Annotated in this window: 18 protein-coding genes; 11 read left to right on the top strand and 7 right to left on the bottom strand. The window is 57.1% G+C overall.

The genetic code is table 11. The annotated features are described in order from the left end of the window. Window positions 1-48: 48 nt before the first annotated feature. Window positions 49-1044: a 6-phosphogluconolactonase gene (pgl, locus tag HX773_RS10305; protein ID WP_176971422.1), complete on the bottom strand. Its 996-nt coding sequence runs from the start codon at window positions 1042-1044 to the stop codon at window positions 49-51. Window positions 1045-1192: 148 nt separating this feature from the next. Here pgl and HX773_RS10300 point away from each other — a divergent pair, with 148 nt between their 5' ends. Beyond that, window positions 1193-2011, top strand: coding sequence for a pyridoxal phosphatase (locus HX773_RS10300; RefSeq protein ID WP_176971421.1), 819 nt, complete (start codon window positions 1193-1195; stop codon window positions 2009-2011). A gap of 62 nt (window positions 2012-2073) precedes the next feature. Here HX773_RS10300 and modC read toward each other — a convergent pair whose 3' ends face one another. From modC to HX773_RS10280, 4 genes are all read right to left on the bottom strand, one after another. Continuing rightward, on the bottom strand, window positions 2074-3132 hold the full coding sequence (gene modC, locus HX773_RS10295) for a molybdenum ABC transporter ATP-binding protein ModC (protein WP_176971420.1): 1059 nt from the start codon (window positions 3130-3132) through the stop codon (window positions 2074-2076). Beyond that, window positions 3132-3824 (bottom strand): molybdate ABC transporter permease subunit, encoded by a 693-nt coding sequence (gene modB, locus HX773_RS10290; protein WP_176971419.1) that lies wholly within the window; start codon window positions 3822-3824, stop codon window positions 3132-3134. The genes modC and modB overlap by 1 nt, the downstream gene beginning before the upstream one ends. Then, the gene (gene modA, locus HX773_RS10285) at window positions 3821-4594 is read right to left on the bottom strand and encodes a molybdate ABC transporter substrate-binding protein (protein WP_176971418.1); all 774 of its coding nucleotides are present in this window, start codon (window positions 4592-4594) and stop codon (window positions 3821-3823) included. Before modA ends, modB begins: the two co-directional genes overlap by 4 nt. A gap of 128 nt (window positions 4595-4722) precedes the next feature. Beyond that, a complete protein-coding gene (locus HX773_RS10280) occupies window positions 4723-4881 on the bottom strand; it encodes an AcrZ family multidrug efflux pump-associated protein (protein WP_007890616.1) in 159 nt (52 codons plus the stop codon). Between the two features lie 118 nt (window positions 4882-4999). On the opposite strand from HX773_RS10280, the gene modE reads away from it, so the two are divergent. The 6 genes from modE to gpmA all read left to right on the top strand — a co-directional run bounded on the left by modE (window position 5000) and on the right by gpmA (window position 11670). Then, on the top strand, window positions 5000-5782 hold the full coding sequence (gene modE / locus HX773_RS10275) for a molybdenum-dependent transcriptional regulator (RefSeq protein WP_154153307.1): 783 nt from the start codon (window positions 5000-5002) through the stop codon (window positions 5780-5782). 76 nt (window positions 5783-5858) lie between these two features. Next, window positions 5859-7331, top strand: coding sequence for a molybdate ABC transporter ATP-binding protein ModF (gene modF, locus HX773_RS10270; RefSeq protein WP_176971417.1), 1473 nt, complete (start codon window positions 5859-5861; stop codon window positions 7329-7331). 215 nt (window positions 7332-7546) lie between these two features. Continuing rightward, complete coding sequence (gene galT / locus HX773_RS10265) at window positions 7547-8590, top strand: galactose-1-phosphate uridylyltransferase (RefSeq protein ID WP_176971416.1); 1044 nt, start codon at window positions 7547-7549, stop codon at window positions 8588-8590. Further along, complete coding sequence (gene galK / locus HX773_RS10260) at window positions 8591-9739, top strand: galactokinase (RefSeq protein WP_176971415.1); 1149 nt, start codon at window positions 8591-8593, stop codon at window positions 9737-9739. It begins immediately after the preceding gene. Beyond that, on the top strand, window positions 9733-10767 hold the full coding sequence (gene galM, locus HX773_RS10255) for a galactose-1-epimerase (protein ID WP_176971414.1): 1035 nt from the start codon (window positions 9733-9735) through the stop codon (window positions 10765-10767). The genes galK and galM overlap by 7 nt, the downstream gene beginning before the upstream one ends. A 150-nt stretch (window positions 10768-10917) precedes the next feature. Beyond that, window positions 10918-11670 carry a 2,3-diphosphoglycerate-dependent phosphoglycerate mutase gene (gpmA, locus tag HX773_RS10250; protein WP_008109047.1) on the top strand — a complete coding sequence of 251 codons (753 nt, stop codon included), beginning with the start codon at window positions 10918-10920 and terminating at the stop codon, window positions 11668-11670. A 61-nt stretch (window positions 11671-11731) separates the two neighbouring features. Here gpmA and aroG read toward each other — a convergent pair whose 3' ends face one another. Then, window positions 11732-12784, bottom strand: coding sequence for a 3-deoxy-7-phosphoheptulonate synthase AroG (gene aroG / locus HX773_RS10245; protein ID WP_176971413.1), 1053 nt, complete (start codon window positions 12782-12784; stop codon window positions 11732-11734). Between the two features lie 297 nt (window positions 12785-13081). Between aroG and HX773_RS10240 the strand changes: the two genes are divergently transcribed. The 4 genes from HX773_RS10240 (at window position 13082) to zitB (ending at window position 18143) form a co-directional block, all read left to right on the top strand. Then, complete coding sequence (locus HX773_RS10240; protein ID WP_370463598.1) at window positions 13082-13450, top strand: YbgS-like family protein; 369 nt, start codon at window positions 13082-13084, stop codon at window positions 13448-13450. A gap of 103 nt (window positions 13451-13553) precedes the next feature. After that, window positions 13554-14138, top strand: a complete 585-nt coding sequence (locus tag HX773_RS10235) for a response regulator transcription factor (protein WP_137385389.1) — start codon at window positions 13554-13556, stop codon at window positions 14136-14138. Beyond that, on the top strand, window positions 14120-17206 hold the full coding sequence (locus HX773_RS10230; RefSeq protein WP_176971412.1) for an ATP-binding protein: 3087 nt from the start codon (window positions 14120-14122) through the stop codon (window positions 17204-17206). The genes HX773_RS10235 and HX773_RS10230 overlap by 19 nt, the downstream gene beginning before the upstream one ends. Next, window positions 17175-18143, top strand: a complete 969-nt coding sequence (gene zitB, locus HX773_RS10225; RefSeq protein WP_176971411.1) for a CDF family zinc transporter ZitB — start codon at window positions 17175-17177, stop codon at window positions 18141-18143. Before HX773_RS10230 ends, zitB begins: the two co-directional genes overlap by 32 nt. Here zitB and pnuC read toward each other — a convergent pair. Further along, entirely contained in the window at window positions 18137-18859 is a 723-nt protein-coding gene (gene pnuC, locus HX773_RS10220) for a nicotinamide riboside transporter PnuC (RefSeq protein WP_176971410.1), read from the bottom strand. The genes zitB and pnuC overlap by 7 nt on opposite strands. Between the last annotated feature and the right edge of the window lie 54 nt (window positions 18860-18913).

Raw genomic sequence — 18913 nt, 5'->3', positions numbered from 1 at the left:
CCATCAGCCCGGTCATACCTTTATGCGCACCTGGTTGAATCCAACGCGTTATGCCAACGGGTGAATCACCACCCACATTGGGCCTTGTCCTACCGCGTAACGCGCCAGCGGGTTGAGCAGGCCGCGTTCCTGAATCTTATACACTTCGATGTGGTGCGATTTCTGTCCCGCCGCCACCAGATATTGACCGCTGTGATCAATGTTGAAGCCGCGCGGCTGGGTTTCTGTCGGCTGGAAGCCTTCAATCGCCAGCACCGAACCATCTTCACTGATGCTGAACACCGTAATGGTGCTGCTGGTGCGGTCGCAAGCATAGAGGAAACGGCCATCCGGCGTGATGTGGATGTCCGCCGCCCAGCGCGTGTCGCTGAAATCTTTCGGCATCATGTCGAGGCTCTGCACGCGCTCAACCTGGCCGTGCACATTATTCAGCGCCCAGACATCGACGCTGCTATCCAGCTCGTTCACCACGTAGCCATACGCGCCGTTCGGATGGAAGGCCATGTGACGCGGACCGGCACCTTCAACGGTGGTGACCTGCGCTTGTTCGCGCGGAGCCAGGGTTCCGTCTGCGTTCAGCTGGTACAGGCAGATGCGATCCTGCTTCAGTGCCGGTACAAACAGCGTTTGGTTGTTCAGATCGATATTGGCTGAGTGACAGCCGTCTAACCCGCTGATCACCTGACTAGGCGCTTGCGGCAAACCATCGCTGCCAATCGGGCTGATGCTGACGCAGGCATCGTTGTACGAGCCGCAGAACAGATAGTTGCCCTGACGGTCGGTGGAGATGTGCGTTGGGCTGCCCGGCAGCGGCGCTTCACCGGCAAGGCTCAGCGTGCCATCGGCCGCAATGCGGAATGCCAGCACGCGAAAATTCGGACGAACACCTACATAGAGGAAATCTTTCTTCGGGCTCACCACCATCGGCTGCACCTGGCCGGCAACATCCGTTACCTGCAATAACGTCAGTGCGCCATCTTCCTGCAACTGCCAGGCATGAATCTGCTGGCTCTCGGGACTGGCGGTATACACGACTTGTTTCATGCGTTTTCCTTATTCGCTGCCTGATGAAAGGGATAACTGTAGCGCGTTTCATTTTGTCGCGCTGGATTCATTTGTGCCCTGTTTTTTGTCTCAGGGCCGCTGCCGGGTGTAGACTCAATGCTTTGCCAACTCCCGGACGGAAAGTGTAATGAGCTACCGCGTAATCGCCCTTGACCTCGACGGCACCCTGCTGACCCCGAACAAAACCATCTTGCCTGAATCCATCGAAGCGCTGGCCCGCGCGCAACAGGCGGGCGTGAAAGTGTTGATCGTCACCGGTCGCCACCACTGCGCTATCCACCCTTTTTATCAGGCACTTAAGCTGGATACACCCGCAATCTGCTGTAATGGCACCTATTTGTATGATTATCCCGCGAAACAGGTGCTGGCCGCCGATCCGCTGGATAAAAGCAAAGCCGCGCGTGTGATTGAGATGCTGGATGAAGAGAACATCCACGGTCTGCTGTATGTCGATGATGCGATGCTGTACCAAACGCCAACCGGCCATGTAACGCGTACGCTTAACTGGGCACAATCGCTGCCGGAAGCGCAGCGCCCGCTGTTCCTGCAGGTGCCAAGCCTGGCGCAGGCGGCGATTGAGGCTGATTCGATCTGGAAATTCGCCCTGTCGCATCCCGACACGCGCGCGCTGCAGCAATTTGCCGAACGCACCGAAGCCGAACTCGGTCTGGCGTGTGAATGGTCGTGGCACGATCAGGTGGATATCGCCAAAGGCGGCAACAGCAAAGGCAAGCGTCTGGCGCAGTGGGTTGAGAGTCAGGGCTTCAGCATGCAAGACGTGCTGGCGTTTGGCGACAACTACAACGATCTCAGCATGCTGGAACAGGTGGGATTAGGCGTGGCGATGGGCAATGCCGATGACGCCATCAAAGCGCGCGCCAAAAAGGTGATTGGCACCAATCTGGAGCCGGGCATCGCAGAAGTGATTTATCAAGAGGTTCTGTAACCGTAGGATGTAGCGGCGCAATTCATTGCGCGGATTTTTCTCAAACCGCGCAATGAATCAATTTATGCCGCTATCGACACGCTCTTAATCTGCGCATACAACCACTGATCCGGTCGAATGCCCAGCTCATCGCGCGCCCACGGTGAAATGCGCGCCCACAGTTCGCTTATCCCAATGCGCAGCTTCACTTCCACCTGATCGTCAATCTCCAGCAGCTCAACCACCTGCGCCGGCAGAATATTGCGGATCGAGGTGTTGTGCGACGGCTGCAAGGCCAGCGACACATCGGCCGAAGCGATGCGAATACGCAGCGGGGTTTTCAGCGGCTGATTTACCCGGCTCACCCAAATATGCTGATCGCCAAGCGACAGCGCGGTCATCGGGTAATCAGGATGCTGCTCCAGCACCTGCACGCGCAGCACGCTGGTGCGCTCAGCGATCGGCAGCCACGGACGCATCGCCGAACTGCTCCACACTTTCTCCAGCGGACCAAAGGCTTTCACGTGACCGGCATCCAGCACCAGCACGTTATCCGCCAGCTGCAGGATTTCATCGAGGCTGTGCGACACATAAAGAAGTGGAATATCGACCTGCTTCGCCAGCTTTTGCAAATAGGGCATCAGCTCACGTTTGCGCGGCAGATCGAGCGACGCCAGCGGTTCATCCATCAGCAGAATATCGGGCGCCGACAGCAACGCGCGGCCAATCGCCACGCGCTGTTTTTCACCGCCTGAAAGCGACGCAGGATAACGCGTCAGCAGCGATTCCAAACCCAGCAGCGCCACCAGCGTGTTGAACTGCGGCTTCATTGAGGCCGCCATGCCGTATTGCAGATTGCCGCGCACGCGATAGTGCGGGAACAGCCGTGCGTCCTGAAACACATAGCCGATGCGGCGCTTTTCCGGCGGCAAATTCACTCGCGTGGCCGAATCGAACAGCAGGCGATCGTTTAACTCAATGCGCCCGCTCTGTGGCTGGGTTAATCCGCCAATCGCGTTAATTAACGAGGTTTTGCCTGCGCCCGACACACCAAAAATGGCGGTAATGCCGCTGGCGGGAATATTGACGTTAACGTCGAGCAGGTGATCGCCCAACTGCTGAGAAAGTTGCAGATTGAGCATTATGCCGCTCCCAGCCGTTTACGGCCCCAGCGCGCCAGCAGCTCAGACGCCACCAGCGACATCAGCGCTAACGCTATCGCCACCGCACAGAGTCGCGCTGCGGTGCCTTCCGCACCCGGCGTTTCAATCAGGGTAAACATCGCCGACGGAATGGTGCGCGTCTCGCCGGGAATGTTGGAGACAAACGTGATGGTGGCACCAAATTCGCCCAGCGAACGAGCGAAGGCCAGCACCGTGCCAACAATAATGCCCGGCAAGGTGAGCGGAAGCGTGATGGTGAAAAATACGCGCCAGCGCCCGGCACCGAGCGTGCGTGCGGCCAGCTCCAGTTTGGTATCCACCGCTTCCAGCGCCAGACGAATCGCGCGCACCATCAGCGGAAACGCCATCACCGCCGAAGCGATCACCGCACCGCGCCAGCTAAAGGCAAAGGTGAAGCCGAACCAGTCATACAGCCATTCGCCGATAAAACCGCGCCGGCCTAAGGCGATCAGCAGCAGATAGCCGACCACCACCGGCGGCAGCACCAGCGGCAGGTGGACGATGCTGTCCAACAGGGTTTTGCCCGGAAAGCGGCAGCGCGCCAGAATCCAGGCCATCAGGATGCCAAACGGCAAGCTGCATATCACAGCTACACAGGACACTTTCAGGCTGAGAAAAACGGCCTGCCATTCGGGATCGCTCAATATCATTTCTTCGGCGTGAATCCATACTGTTTAAACACAGCAGCGGCATCCGGCCCCTGCAAATAGTTGTAGAAGGCTTCCACCGTTGCGTTCTGATGTTCTTTGACAATCGCCATCGGATATTCCACTGGCTTGTGGCTATCTTCCGGGAATCGTCCTACGACCTGCACTTTTTGGCTGGCCACCGCGTCCGACCCATACACGATGCCATACGGCGTTTCGTTACGCTCAACCAATGCCAGCGCGGCACGCACGTTGTTCGCTGGTGCCAGCTGCGGGGATAAAGCGTCCCACGCACCGAGTTTTTGTAATGCTTCTTTGGCATAAATTCCGGCAGGTACGTGATCCGGATCGCCCACCGCCAGACGCTCACCTTTCAGCAGGCTTTTCCAGTCGGTTTTGCTGTCAATGGTGACCGCTTTAGCCGCGTCGCTTTTCGGTGCAATCAGCACTAAGTCATTGCCGAGCAGCGTATAGCGCGTGCTGTTCACTACGCTGTTTTTGGCCACCACATCGTCCATCCATTGCTGATCGGCAGAGATGAACAGATCGGCCGGTGCGCCCTGATCAATCTGGCGCGCCAGCACCGAAGAGGAGGCAAAAGACGATACCACTTCTACGCCACTTTTCTTCTGATACTGCGTCGCAATCTCCTGCAGCGCATTGGTCAGCGATGCCGCCGCAAACACGGTGATTTTCTCTGCGGCCACGGCCTGACCGGCCAATGAAACGCTTAAAACGGTTGCAGCAGCCCAACGGTAATTGATTGTTCGCATTTGTTGCTCCTTGTTACGTTATATATTTGATAATACAACGTACGCACAAATGCGTCATGAGCTTTATATCGGCAGGATTCTACGGAAGTTCAGAAACAAAACGCCCGCAGGAAGCGGGCGTTGAGAAATTAGTGTTGTGAGCTGTTGGCAGGACGATCGTCGCGGCGGCCAAATTTTGAGATGACGTTGAAAACTTCACCCAGGCCGTAAATCAGACCGAGCATAATAGCCATCACAATCGGCACCATGATGATAGCCACAGCCAGGCTTTTTAACAGTTCCAGCATGGAAACCTCACGCAGAAAATAAAAAAGTGATTGTAACGGTTAGCGAAAAAAACGCACTGCCCTTTTCGTGCTTTTACTTTTAAGCAGTAAACTGGGCTGATTAACCTAAGGAGCTGACATGCAGGCAGAACTTTCTCTCCATATTCGTCTTCAGCAAAAGCTGTTTGCTGATCCGCGCCGCATCGAATTACTGAAACGCGTGCAGCAAACCGGCTCCATCAGCCAGGGCGCGAAACTGGCGGGCATCAGCTATAAAAGTGCCTGGGATGCGATTAATGAGATGAATCAGCTGGCCGACCAAACGCTGGTGGATCGCGCCACCGGCGGTAAAGGCGGCGGCGGCGCGCAGCTGACGCGTTATGGCGAGCGGCTGATTCAGCTGTTCCAGTTGATGGAGCAGATCCAACAAAAGGCCTTCGACGTGCTGCAAAACGACAGTTTACCGCTCGACAGTTTGCTGGCGGCGATTGCGCGTTTCTCGCTGCAAACCAGCGCGCGCAATCAGCTGTTTGGTACGGTGCTTGCCAGCGATCATCAGCAGGTGCAACAGCATATCGAAGTGCTGCTCGCCGATGGCGTAACGCGCTTGCAGGTGGCGATCACCGCCCGCAGTGCCGAGCGATTGCAGCTCGACAGCGGCAAAGAGGTGCTGGTGCTGATTAAAGCACCGTGGATTCACGTCAGTCACGCCGCCGACAGCAGCGACAATCAACTGGCTGCGCAGATCAGCGCGATTGAACCCGGCGATCAGGTTAGCGAAGTATTGATGGCGTTGCCGAGCGGCGAAACGCTGTGCGCGACCGTCACCAATGACGCGGTGAAACAGCAGAATCTGCAGGTTGGTGCCAGCGTTACCGCCAGTTTTAATGCCGAACACGCCATCATCGCCACACTGCTCTGAAATCCACGCCATGATTTGACTTCGCCTGCATCGCTGGCTAAAACTGAGCAACACGATGCATAAAACGGAATAGATCATGGCTTCATTGCAAATTTCGCAAGGCACGTTTCACCTTAGCGACACCCGAGCACTGTCCCTCAACGATTTAACTCTCAACAGCGGCGAAAGCTGGGCGTTCGTCGGCGCCAACGGCAGCGGCAAGTCATCGCTGGCGCGCGCCCTTTCCGGCGAGTTGCTGCCCGGCAAAGGCAGCGTGCAGCAGAATTTTCAGCGCCGCACGCGCCTGTCGCTGGAGCAGCTGCAAAAACTGGTCAGCGATGAGTGGGAACGCAATAACACCGATCTGCTGAGTGAAGGCGAAGACGATACCGGCCGCACCGCCGCGCAGATCATCCAGGATGAAGTGCAAGATGCGGCGCGCTGTCAGGCGCTGGCGCAGCAGTTTGGCATCACTTATCTGCTCGATCGTCGGTTCAAATATCTCTCCACCGGCGAGACGCGTAAGACGCTGTTGTGCCAGGCGCTGATGGCGCAGCCGGATCTGCTGATCCTCGATGAACCTTTCGATGGGCTGGATGTGGCGTCGCGCGCCAGCCTGGCGCAAACCCTCAACGATCTGCATCAAAGCGGTTTTAGCGTGGTGCTGGTGCTCAATCGCTTTGATGATATACCCGATTTTGTCGAGAAAGTCGGCGTGTTAGCCGAATGCACGTTAACCCACGTGGGCGAACGGCGCGCGATTCTGGCCGAAGCGCTGGTGGCGCAGCTGGCACATAGCGAGAAGCTGGACGGCATGGCGCTGCCGGAAGCGGATCAGCCGGATCAACTGCCGCAGCTGGCCGAAGATGCGCCGCGCGTGATACTGCGCAACGGCGTGGTATCGTACAACGACAAAGCGGTGATTGATGGCCTGAACTGGCAGGTTAATCCTGGTGAACACTGGCAGATTGTGGGGCCGAACGGCGCGGGTAAATCCACCCTGCTCAGTTTAGTGACCGGCGATCATCCGCAGGGTTACAGCAATGATTTGACGCTGTTCGGCATCCGACGCGGCAGCGGTGAAACCATCTGGGACATCAAGCAGCACATCGGTTATGTCAGTAGCAGCCTGCACCTCGATTATCGCGTCAGCTGCAATGTGCGCACCGTGGTGCTCTCCGGCTTCTTTGATTCGATTGGTTTGTATCAGGCGGTGTCCGATCGGCAAAAAGCGCTGGCGCGTCAGTGGCTGGCGCTGCTCGGTATGGATAATCAGCTGGCCGATGCGCCGTTCCACGGTTTGTCGTGGGGCCAGCAGCGACTGGTGCTGATTGCGCGCGCGCTGGTGAAGCATCCGACGCTGCTGATCCTCGATGAACCGCTGCAAGGGCTCGATCCGATTAACCGCCAGTTGGTGCGCCGCTTTGTCGATGTGCTGATTGGCGAAGGCCGCACGCAACTGCTGTTTGTTTCCCACCACGCCGAAGATGCCCCGCAGTGCATCACCCACCGCCTGAGTTTTGTCGCGCAGGAACAGGGTTACGGTTTCCTGCAAGAGTCGCTGCGGTAATTAGCGGTCGCCATTAATGGCGACCCTACGAATGTAAGCGTTACCATTTCATCGCCTGGTAAGTAAGCAAATAGCACTGATAACCCCACAAAATGAGAATCGTCACCTTGTGTAAACGATACCATTTATCCAGACTGGATCACGCTTTCACGCTGGTCTTTGTGCTACTTTGATCAAAATCATTTTTATCTGTTTGCCGTTTACCAGGACTCATCATGGAAAAATTTAACCCGGTCGATCATCCGCATCGCCGTTATAACCCATTGATCGATCAATGGGTGCTGGTCTCACCCCATCGCGCTAAGCGTCCGTGGCAAGGTGCGCAGGAAACCCCGGCGCTAGAACAACTGCCAGCGCACGATCCTGACTGCTTCCTCTGTGCCGGAAACACCCGCATTACTGGTGACAAAAACCCTAACTATAAAAGTACTTACGTGTTCACCAATGACTTTGCCGCGCTGATGACCAATACGCCAGACGCACCGCAAAGCGACGATCTGTTGATGCGCTGCGAAAGTGCACGCGGTACCAGCCGGGTGATCTGCTTCTCGCCGGATCACAGCAAAACGCTGCCGGAACTGCCGCTGAGCGGGCTGGAAGATATCGTGCGGACCTGGCAGGAACAAACCGCCGATCTTGGTCAGCACTATCCGTGGGTTCAGGTGTTTGAAAACAAAGGTGCGGCGATGGGCTGCTCCAACCCGCATCCGCACGGCCAGATTTGGGCCAACAGCTTCCTGCCGAACGAAGCGCAGAAAGAAGATGACAACCAGCGTCACTATTTTGCCGAGAAAGGCACGCCGCTGCTGGTCGATTACGCTGCGCGCGAGTTGAAGGATGGCAGCCGCACGGTGGTGGAAACCGAACACTGGCTGGCCGTGGTGCCATGGTGGGCGGCGTGGCCGTTTGAAACCTTGCTGCTGCCGAAAGCCCATGTGAAACGCATCACCGATCTCACCGAGCCGCAGCGCACCGATCTGGCGCTGGCACTCAAGCAGCTTACCAGCCGCTACGACAACCTGTTCCAGTGTTCATTCCCCTATTCGATGGGCTGGCACGGCGCGCCGTTCAACGGCGAAGCCAACGATCACTGGCAGCTGCATGCGCACTTCTATCCGCCGCTGCTGCGTTCAGCCACGGTACGCAAATTTATGGTTGGCTATGAAATGCTGGCCGAAACCCAACGTGATTTAACGGCGGAACAGGCAGCTGAACGTCTGCGTTCTGTCAGCGATGTCCATTTCCGCGAGGCGCAATAAATGTCATTAAAATCCCTTACTCAACAGGTTTTCGCTGACACTTTCGGCTATCAGGCGACACACAGCATTCAGGCGCCGGGCCGTGTCAATCTGATTGGCGAACACACCGACTACAACGATGGCTTCGTGCTGCCGTGCGCCATCGATTATCAAACCGTGATCGCCTGTGCCAAACGCGACGATCGTCAGGTGCGCGTGATTGCCGTCGATTACAACAATCAGCAGGATAGCTTCTCGCTGGATGCGCCCATTGAGCCGCTGAAAGAGCCAATGTGGGCCAACTACGTGCGCGGCGTGGTGAAACATCTGCAGAAACGCGATGCCAGCTTTGGCGGCGTGGATATGGTGATCAGCGGTAACGTGCCACAAGGCGCGGGCCTGAGTTCTTCGGCGTCACTGGAAGTGGCGGTCGGTACCGTATTCCAGCAGCTGTATGCTTTGAACCTCGACGGTGCAGCGATTGCGGTGAACGGTCAGGAAGCGGAAAACCAGTTCGTCGGCTGCAACTGCGGCATCATGGATCAGCTGATTTCCGCTCTCGGTCAGCCGGATCACGCCATGTTGCTGGATTGCCGTACGCTCGGCACGCGCGCGGTATCAATGCCGGAAGATGTCGCGGTGGTGATCATCAACTCCAACTTCCGTCGCAGCCTGGTGGGCAGCGAATACAATACGCGTCGTGAACAGTGTGAAACCGGCGCGCGCTTCTTTAATAAGCCGGCGCTGCGCGATGTCACGCTGGAAGAGTTCGAAGCCTCGGCCGGTCAACTGGATGCGTTAGTGGCAAAACGCGTACGTCACGTGATTAGCGAGAATGCGCGCACGCTGGAAGCAGCCGATGCGTTAAGCGCGGGCGATCTGAAACGTATGGGCGAACTGATGGCCGAATCGCACGCCTCAATGCGTGACGATTTCGAAATCACCGTGCCGCAAATCGATCAGCTGGTTGAGATTGTGAAAGCCGAAATCGGCCCGCGCGGCGGCGTGCGTATGACCGGCGGCGGTTTCGGTGGCTGCATCGTGGCGCTGATGCCGACCGATCTGGTCGATGCGGTGAAAGCGGTGGTCGCCGAGAAATATGAAGCGCAAACCGGCATCAAAGAGACTTTCTATGTGTGCAAAGCGTCCGCAGGAGCAGGCCAATGGTAAGTGATGTGAATTCACACGCGCCAGACGGGCAACCGTGGCGCATCACCGTACTGCGCAATCGCAACGGCATGGTCGCCACCTTTATGGATTGGGGCGCGACCTGGCTGTCAGCGCGCGTGCCGATGCGCGATCACAGCGTACGTGAAGCGCTGCTCGGCTGCGCCACGCCATCGGATTATCTGCATCAGGATGCCTATCTTGGCGCAACGATTGGCCGCTACGCTAACCGCATCGCCTCGTCCGAACTCAAGCCGCTCAACCTGCAACTGGCGGCGAATCAGGGCGCACATCAGCTGCACGGCGGGCCGGAAGGCTTCGATAAACGTCGCTGGCAGATCCTTAAGCAGAGCGAAAGCGAGGTGCACTATCGTCTCGATTCGCCGGATGGCGATCAGGGTTATCCCGGCAATTTGATCGCCGATGTCATCTATCAACTTGATGACGATAATTGCCTGTCGATTCGCTACGAAGCGCAAACCGATAAGCCTTGCCCGGTCAATCTGACCAACCATGCTTACTTTAATCTTGATGCGCATCATGGTGATGCGCGCCAGCATCGCTTACAACTGCACGCCGATCGTTACCTGCCGGTGGACAGCGAAGGCATTCCTAACGCACCGCTGAAAGAGGTGGCGGGAAACAGTTTTGATTTCCGCCAGCCGAAGCGCGTCGCCGATGAGTTCCTCGCCGATGACGATCAGAAAGCGGTGAAAGGCTATGACCACGCCTTTTTGCTCAACACCGCTGGCGACAGCAGCCAACCCGCCGCCCATTTGTGGTCAGCTGATGGCAAGCTGGAGCTGAGCGTGTTTACTGCCGCCCCGGCGCTACAGTTCTACAGCGGCAACTATCTGGCAGGAACACGCGCCCGTGAGCAGGACAGCTATACTGCTTTCCAGGGCATCGCTCTGGAGAGCGAATTTTTACCGGATTCGCCCAACCATGCAGAGTGGCCGCAGCCCGATTGCTGGCTGCAACCCGGCGACAGCTGGCAGTCCGTGACGCGTTATCGCTTCACGTCGCACTGAGCCACCGGATGAAAAACGCGCACTGCGCTGCCGACAGGCTTACGCAGTGCGTTGTTTTCCGCTATGGTATGGCGCTATTAGTGAGCCGCTTCTCAGTGGCCGCAGCCGGTTTCAATACTAATCGTAAATCGAGCATTAAGGAGTAAAGCTATGGCCGTAACTAAGCTGGTACTGGTGCGACACGGCGAAAGCCAGTGGAACCAGGAAAACCGCTTCACCGGATGGTACGACGTTGACCTGTCTGACAAAGGTCGCACTGAAGCCAAAGCAGCCGGTCAGCTGCTGAAGAAAGAAGGTTTCGTGTTTGATTTCGCTTACACCTCAGTGCTGAAGCGCGCTATCCACACCCTGTGGAACGTGCTGGATGAGCTGGATCAGGCATGGCTGCCGGTTGAGAAAACCTGGCGTCTGAACGAGCGTCACTACGGTGCGCTGCAAGGTCTGGATAAAGCAGAAACCGCCGCTAAATACGGTGACGAGCAAGTGAAACAGTGGCGTCGTGGCTTTGCCATCACGCCACCAGAACTGGATCGCGCTGATGAGCGTTTCCCAGGCCACGATCCGCGTTACGCTTCACTGACTGACGCGCAGCTGCCAACCACCGAAAGCCTGGCGCTGACTATCGAACGTGTGATCCCATACTGGAACGAAAGCATTCTGCCGCGCATTAAGAGCGGTGAGAAAGTGATCGTTGCTGCACACGGCAACTCACTGCGTGCGCTGGTTAAATACCTCGACAACCTGAGCGAAGACGAGATCCTCGAACTGAACATCCCAACTGGCGTGCCGTTGGTGTATGAGTTCGACGAGAACTTCAAGCCGCTCAAACGTTACTATCTGGGTGATGCTGACGAGATCGCTGCGAAAGCCGCAGCCGTAGCAAACCAGGGTAAAGCGAAGTAAGCGAACGCTGAAACGCAAAAAGGCCAGACGCGAGTCTGGCCTTTTTTATTGCCGCAATGGCTTAGCCGCGGCGCTGTTTGACCGCCTGAGCCAGTTGACGCAACGCTTTCTCAGTGTCTTCCCAGCCGATGCAGGCATCGGTCACGCTCTGGCCGTACACCAGCGGTTTGCCGCTTTCGAGGCTCTGATTACCTTCCACCAGATGACTCTCGATCATCACGCCAGTAATTGCCTGCTCACCACCGGCAATTTGCTGCGCCACGTCGTCGGCAACCACCATCTGACGCTGGAACTGCTTGCTGCTGTTAGCATGGCTGAAGTCGATCATCACCTGCGGACGCAAGCCTGCTTTCTCCAGACCGGTTTTCACGGCCGCCACGTGTTCGGCGCTGTAGTTCGGCTCTTTGCCGCCGCGCAGAATGATGTGGCAATCTTCGTTACCGCTGGTTTCAACAATCGCCGAGTGACCATATTTGGTGACCGACAGGAAGCAGTGTGGCGCGCTGGCCGCACCAATCGCGTCAATCGCCACTTTGATGGTGCCGTCGGTACCGTTTTTGAAGCCCACCGGGCAAGAGAGGCCGGAAGAGAGTTCGCGATGCACCTGCGATTCGGTGGTACGTGCGCCAATCGCGCCCCAGCTCATCAGATCGGCCATATATTGTGGCGTGATCATATCGAGGAACTCACCGGCGGCTGGCAAACCGATATCGTTGATATCCACCAGCAGCTTGCGCGCCAGGCGCAGGCCGTCGTTGATCTGGAAGCTGCCATCCATAAACGGATCGTTGATCAGCCCTTTCCAGCCCACCGTGGTGCGCGGTTTTTCAAAGTAAACGCGCATCACCACTTCGAGATCGTCTTTCAGCTCATCACGCAGTGCCAGCAAGCGCGTCGCATACTCTTGCGCAGCCTGGGTATCGTGAATCGAGCACGGACCGATCACCACCAGCAGACGATCGTCTGCGCCATGCAGAATGCGGTGTATCGCCTGACGTGACTGCGCAACGGTTGCAGCCGCTTTATCGGTGGCGGGGAATTTTTCAAGCAAGGCAACAGGAGGCAGTAACTCTTTGATCTCTCTGATGCGTAAATCGTCGTTCTGGTAATCCATACACAATTCCATTCAAATTTCTGGCCCAACGTCCGTCGGGCGCAACCCGCCCACTTTAGCCCTTCGCGCGGTAGGTGTAAATTACGCACCGTTCTTAAAATGTACATCTCAAATTTGCATTTATATATCCATGCACTAAGCTTTTTAAATGTAAGCACTAAGGAATGATGTGTTTGCAAAATTAAATATTTAAGCGAAGCGTATAAGGTGGAATTTTATTCCATCGCGGCACGCTATTTTCGTCACACAACACCAGCGAGTGTTAGACGGCAACTATCCATTAATTACTGGAGCATAATGATGAATAAGTTTGCAATTATCTTTCTGACGGCAGCGATGACTTTAGGTAGCGGTGCTGTAATGGCTGCGGATAACTCTTCCGATAATAATGGTTCGGCAAATGCCGCAGCGGAAGCGGGTGCAGCAGCGGGCGATGCGAAACAAAATCTGCCACCGAACAACGTTGATAACAGCAAAATCAACAGCGGCAGCACCAATACCAACAGCGCAGCCACGTCAGGCACTGATACAAGCAATATGTCAGCCAGCCAGGTGCACAAAAACAGTATGTGTAAAGACGGCAAATGCCCGGACATGAATAAAAAAGTCGACACTAAAGAAGGTGGCGGCCACGTGAAACATAAAACAGACGGTACCGCGCAATAAGGTTCCCGCTGTTTAATCAAGGGAGAGCTTCGGCTCTCCCTTTTATTTTGCCCCCCGCCCTTTTCCGCTATGCTGAAGCAATGAAATTCACAGGAACTGTTTCATGGCTTCATTGCTGCTTATTGATGATCACCCGTTAGTTGCCGTCGCACTGGAAGCGGCTTGCGTTAACGCTCCCATCACGCTGAACATTCACGCCGCTGGCGACGAAGCACAGGCGCGCCAACTGCTTCAGCAACATCCCATTGATTTAATCGTGCTGGATATTGGTTTACCCGATTGCGACGGACTGGAGCTGCTACGCCGGTTGCGCGTGCGTAATCAGCATTGCCCGGTGTTGATCTACTCCGCGCAGCAGAGCCGCCACACACTGCTCAGCGCCGTATCGCTTGGCGCTGCCGGTTACGTGGTGAAAAGCCAAAGCATGGCGCAACTGCTGAGTGCGATTCTGGCGGTGCTCGGCGGCCAGCAGGCTTTTCCGCCGCTGCCGGAACGGATCGAACTGCCGTTAACCGAGAAAGAGCAGCAGATTGTGGCGCTGCTGGTGCGCGGCCTCTCGAATCTGCAGATTGGCGAGCAGCTGCATATCAGCAATAAAACCGTTAGCACCCACAAGAAAAACATCCTGGAGAAAACCGGCGTACAGTCGGTGGTTGAGCTGGCTGAACTGTGGAAAGCGCAGCAGTGAGGATATGTTTGCTGCTGTGTTCGCTGCTGCTGAGTGTGATGGCGAAAGCCGATCTGCAACCCGCCAGCAGCGTGATGTTACCCGCGATGATGCCGGCCCCGCACGCCGAGCCGTGGCCTGGCGCCACTTTGCGTGTCGCGGTACCGGCACAAAACAGCGCGCCCTGGGCGATGCGTATTGGCGAGCACATCTGGGGCATCGACGCCGATTATCTCAGCGCCCTGAGTCAGTTGACCGGCACCCATTTCACGCTGCAAAGCTATGCCGATCGCGCGCAGCAACTGGCAGCCTTGCAGCGCGGCGAGGTGGATTTGGTGTTGAGTAATCAACATGCCCAGCTCCCGTCCGATATGCTGCTCAGCGACAGCTGGTACAGCAGCCCGATTCGCATCTACCGCAACCGGGATAATCAGCGCGCGGTGATGTTCAACAGCGACACCGCGCAGCTCACCATTGCCGAAGCGACATTAGCGCAGCTGCCTGCCGAATTTGTGCAGCAGCATCGCTGGCACACCTTGCCGGGCGATCTGCAGGCGCTGTATGCGCTGCTCAATCAGCAAAGCGATTATCTGGTCGCTGATGAAGCCAGCGCCGGTTTCCTGCTGGGCCAGCTGCAGCAAGGACAAATCTACCAAATCACCGCCGATCCCGGCGCGGGCGAACTGACGCTACGCGCACTGGCGCGCGATGCCGCACTGATCCACTGGCTTAACAGCCAGCTGCGCCTGCTGCCCGCCGAGTTCAGCAGCCGCGTCCAGCAGCGCTGGAGCCCGCCGCTGCTGCGTTATCAGGACACGCAAACCTTGATGCTCACGGCCAGCGAAAAACAGTGGCTGGCGCAGCATAGCGAGATTCCGTATGCGGTTGAGGCGGATAACGCGCCCTGGAGCTATCGCGACAGCAGCGGCAACGCGCGCGGCTTCGGCATCGATCTGCTGAACGCGCTGAGCCAAAGTACCGGCCTGCGTTTTACCCCGCGCTGGGTCAACAATCCGCAGCAGGCCGCCACGCTACTGCAGCAACAGCAGGTGATGCTCAACCTGTTGCAGCCGCTGTATGGCGACGATCCCGGCAGCAATACTTTGCCGGTATGGCGCGCCATTTGGGGCATTTACACGCTTGCCACGCATCAGCCCATGAACTGGCAATCGTTACAAGGCCAGCGTGTGGGCGTATTGCGCGACGATCTCGCCACGCGTTTGCTGCCGTCGGGTATTACGCCGCAGCCGTTCGACGATCGGGCGCAGCTGTGGCAAGCGCTGAATAACGGCCAGATCGATGCGTTGGTGGATAACGTGCTCTCCGCCCGCTGGCGCATGGCGAGTCACGAAGATAATCGTGTGCATCTGGCGTTTGCCGCCAGCGATATCGCCTGGCCGCTGGCGCCGCAAGTCAGCGCTGAACAGCCTGAGCTGCGCGCCCTGCTCGACCATGCATTGCAGCAAATCCCGCCCGATACGCTTAACCAGATGCGCGTGAGCTGGTCGCAGCCGCCGCAGCCCGGCACGACGATAGCGATGCGCAATATTCCGCTGATGATTTTGATTGCAGCTGGCGTGATTATTCTGTTGCTGCTGGGCTTGCTGGCGCGTCGTTACTGGCAGCAGCGTCGTGACCGATTGCAGCGTGAGCAGGCCGAACGCGCCAATGCCGCCAAGAGCCAGTTTCTCGCCACCGCCAGCCACGAACTGCGCACGCCAATGCAGGCGATTCTCGGTTTGCTGGAGCTGGAACAGCAGCAGCATCCAGGCGAACGGCTGGCGCTGATGCACAGCAGCGCGCGGTCGCTGATGGCGCTGCTGAACGACTTGCAGGATCACGCACGCATTGAGAGCCAAAGCTTCCGCCTGGCGCCGCGCCCGCTCAATCTGACGCTCTGGCTGCAGCAACAGCAGCAGTTTTATCATCCGTTAATGCGTGATGCCGGGCCGAACCTGATTGCCGAAGCGCTGACGCCGCTGCCTGCCAGTGTATTGCTGGATGGCGATCGCCTGCAGCAGGTAGTGAATAATCTAGTGGCCAACGCCCTGAAGTTTACCCGCGAAGGCGAAGTGCGCCTGTCGCTGGCGGTGAGTGAGCATATCCAGCTTACGGTCACCGACACCGGCAGCGGCATCCCGCTTGACGAGCAGGCGCAACTGTTTGAGCCGTGGTATCAGGCGCCGTCCGGCAAAAGTCATGCGGTGCAAGGCAGCGGCTTAGGTTTGTTTATCTGTCGCGAGATTGTGCAACGGATGGGCGGCACGCTAACGCTCACTTCCCAACCGGGCAGCGGCACCACGGTCAGCGTGCAGTTGCCATTAATACTGAGCGAAGAGCCGTTAACCGAGCGCACAGCCAGTTGGCCGGTTTACCCGCAGCTGCGCGTGGCGATTGTGGACGATCACCCGACCAATCTTTTGGTGATGCAGCAGCAGCTGGCGATCTTTGGCGTCGAGGCGCAGGTGTTTGAAGAGGGCAGACCGCTGCTGCGCGCCGATGCTCAGCACGCCTTCGATATTCTGTTTATCGATCAGATGATGCCGCGCCCGGATGGTTTAACGCTGCTGCGTATTCTGCGCCGTCGTCAGCGCCAGCGCGGCAGCACCTCGCTGCGCGTGCTCTGCTCTGCGGATGTTCAGTTGCTGAAAATCGCCTTGCAGGACGATGAGGCTTTACTGCTCAAACCCATTGAGCTCGATCATCTGGCACCGCTGCTGGCACGCGCCGTAAAAGATCCGCTGGATGTATTACCCAACAGCTTACTGATTCTGGCGCAGGATAATCAGGCGTTTATTCCGCGCATCTGCCAAACCTTGCAGCGCACGCTGCAACAGGATCGGGATTCGCTACTTAAAGCGCGCGATACACAGAATTGGTCGGCGCTGGAACAGGCGGCACACCGCATGAAAGGCAGCTGGTTGATGCTGGGGATTGATGAGGTTGCCGAGCGCTGTCAGCAGTTGATTGAGCAGGCTAAACAGCAGCAGTTGCCGCTTGATGATCTCAATTTACTGATATCATTAACAAACAGGTTACTTAAACAACTGGATAATTATGGCACACACGCATTCTCACGGGACCGCTAACGGCAACCGCACGCGATTGGCCGCGGCGTTTGGCGTCACGGCGCTGTTTATGGTGGCCGAAGTGATCGGCGGGCTGGTTTCTGGCTCGCTGGCGCTGCTGGCCGATGCCGGGCATATGTTGACCGATGCCGCCGCACTGCTGATGGCGTTACTTGCGGTGCAGTTTGCCCAGCGTAAACCCAACGCGCGTCATACCTTCGGCTTGCTGCGTCTCACCACCTTAGCGGCGTTCGTCAATGCCATTGCGCTGCTGGTGATTACGGTGCTGATTGTCTGGGAAGCGCTGCGTCGCTTCTATGAACCCCAGCCGATTGCCGGCGGATTGATGCTCGGCATCGCCATTGCCGGTTTGCTGGCCAATCTGCTGTCGTTCTGGCTGCTGCATCGCGGCAGCGAAGAGAAGAATCTCAACGTGCGTGCGGCGGCATTGCATGTGCTGGGCGATTTGCTGGGTTCGGTTGGTGCGATTGTCGCGGCGGTGATCATTATGCTGACCGGCTGGACGCCGATCGATCCGATTCTGTCGCTGCTGGTGTCATTGCTGGTGGTACGCAGCGCCTGGTCGCTGCTGCGCGAGAGCCTGCATGAGTTGCTGGAAGGGGCGCCGGGCCATATCAACGCGGATAAACTGTCGCGCGAGCTGACGCGCAATATCGATGAAGTGCGTAACGTGCATCACGTTCATCTGTGGCAAGTGGGTGAAAAGCCGGTGCTGACGCTGCATGTGCAGGTGATTCCGCCTTACGATCACGACGGCCTGCTTAAGCGCATTCACCACTATCTGCATGAGCACTATCAGATTGCCCACGCCACGGTGCAGATGGAGTATCAGCCGTGCAGCGGGCCGGACTGCGAGTTGTGTTTAGATAACAGCGCCGCGCAGCACGATCACCACGATCATGCTGCGCTGGAAGGTCACGCTCATCATCATCACTGATGGGACAGCGCGCGCGAGCCATGTTCGCGTGCGCTTTGCATCCACAGGCGCGAACCGTTGAGCGCAATCAGCGTCAAAATCGCGTACTCCAGTGACATGGCATAAACGCCCTGACGCGCAAAGATCATCACGCTGATAACGTTGATCACCACCCACAACAGCCAGTTCTCAACGTATTTACGCGTCATCAAAATCATCGCCACAATCGACAACACCATCATGCACGAATCCCAGAACGGGAACGCGTCCGGCTGCAGTTGCGGCATCGCCACGTTAAGCCCCAGACTCTGCATGATGCCGACCGCTGTTTTGGTCAGGAAGGCAAAGACCGGATCGATGTACACCGTCATCAACGCAATCGCCACCACGCACGCCGCGCCCCAGCCCAACGCTTTCGGCAGAGGCAGCCAGCGAATTCTCAGCTCAGTTTCGTTGTTAGAGGTTTGCCGACTCCACGCGTACCAGCCGTAAACGTTGGCGACGAAGAAGAACAGTTGCAGCAATAAGCTGGCGTAGAGCTGAATCTGGAAGAAGATCACCGCGAATAGCGTGACGTTAATCAGCCCGAAAAAGTAGTTAATGATTTTCTCAAGACTGGCGAGCCAGATGCACAGCAGGCCCGCAATGGTGCCAACGGCTTCAATCCACGACAGATCGTAGCCGCCAACGCCAAGTGGAATGTGAACCAGAATATTTTGCGTGCTAAAGAAGTCCATATTAGGTACCTATACCCTAAATAATTCGAGCCCCTCATGGAGCTCGAAGTATGA

The organism is Pantoea sp. B9002, from assembly GCF_013385945.1.
In the GTDB taxonomy this organism is placed as follows: domain Bacteria; phylum Pseudomonadota; class Gammaproteobacteria; order Enterobacterales; family Enterobacteriaceae; genus Pantoea.
Note: the sequence above shows the minus strand (reverse complement) of the source record. Positions and strands in the feature narration are given on the sequence as shown.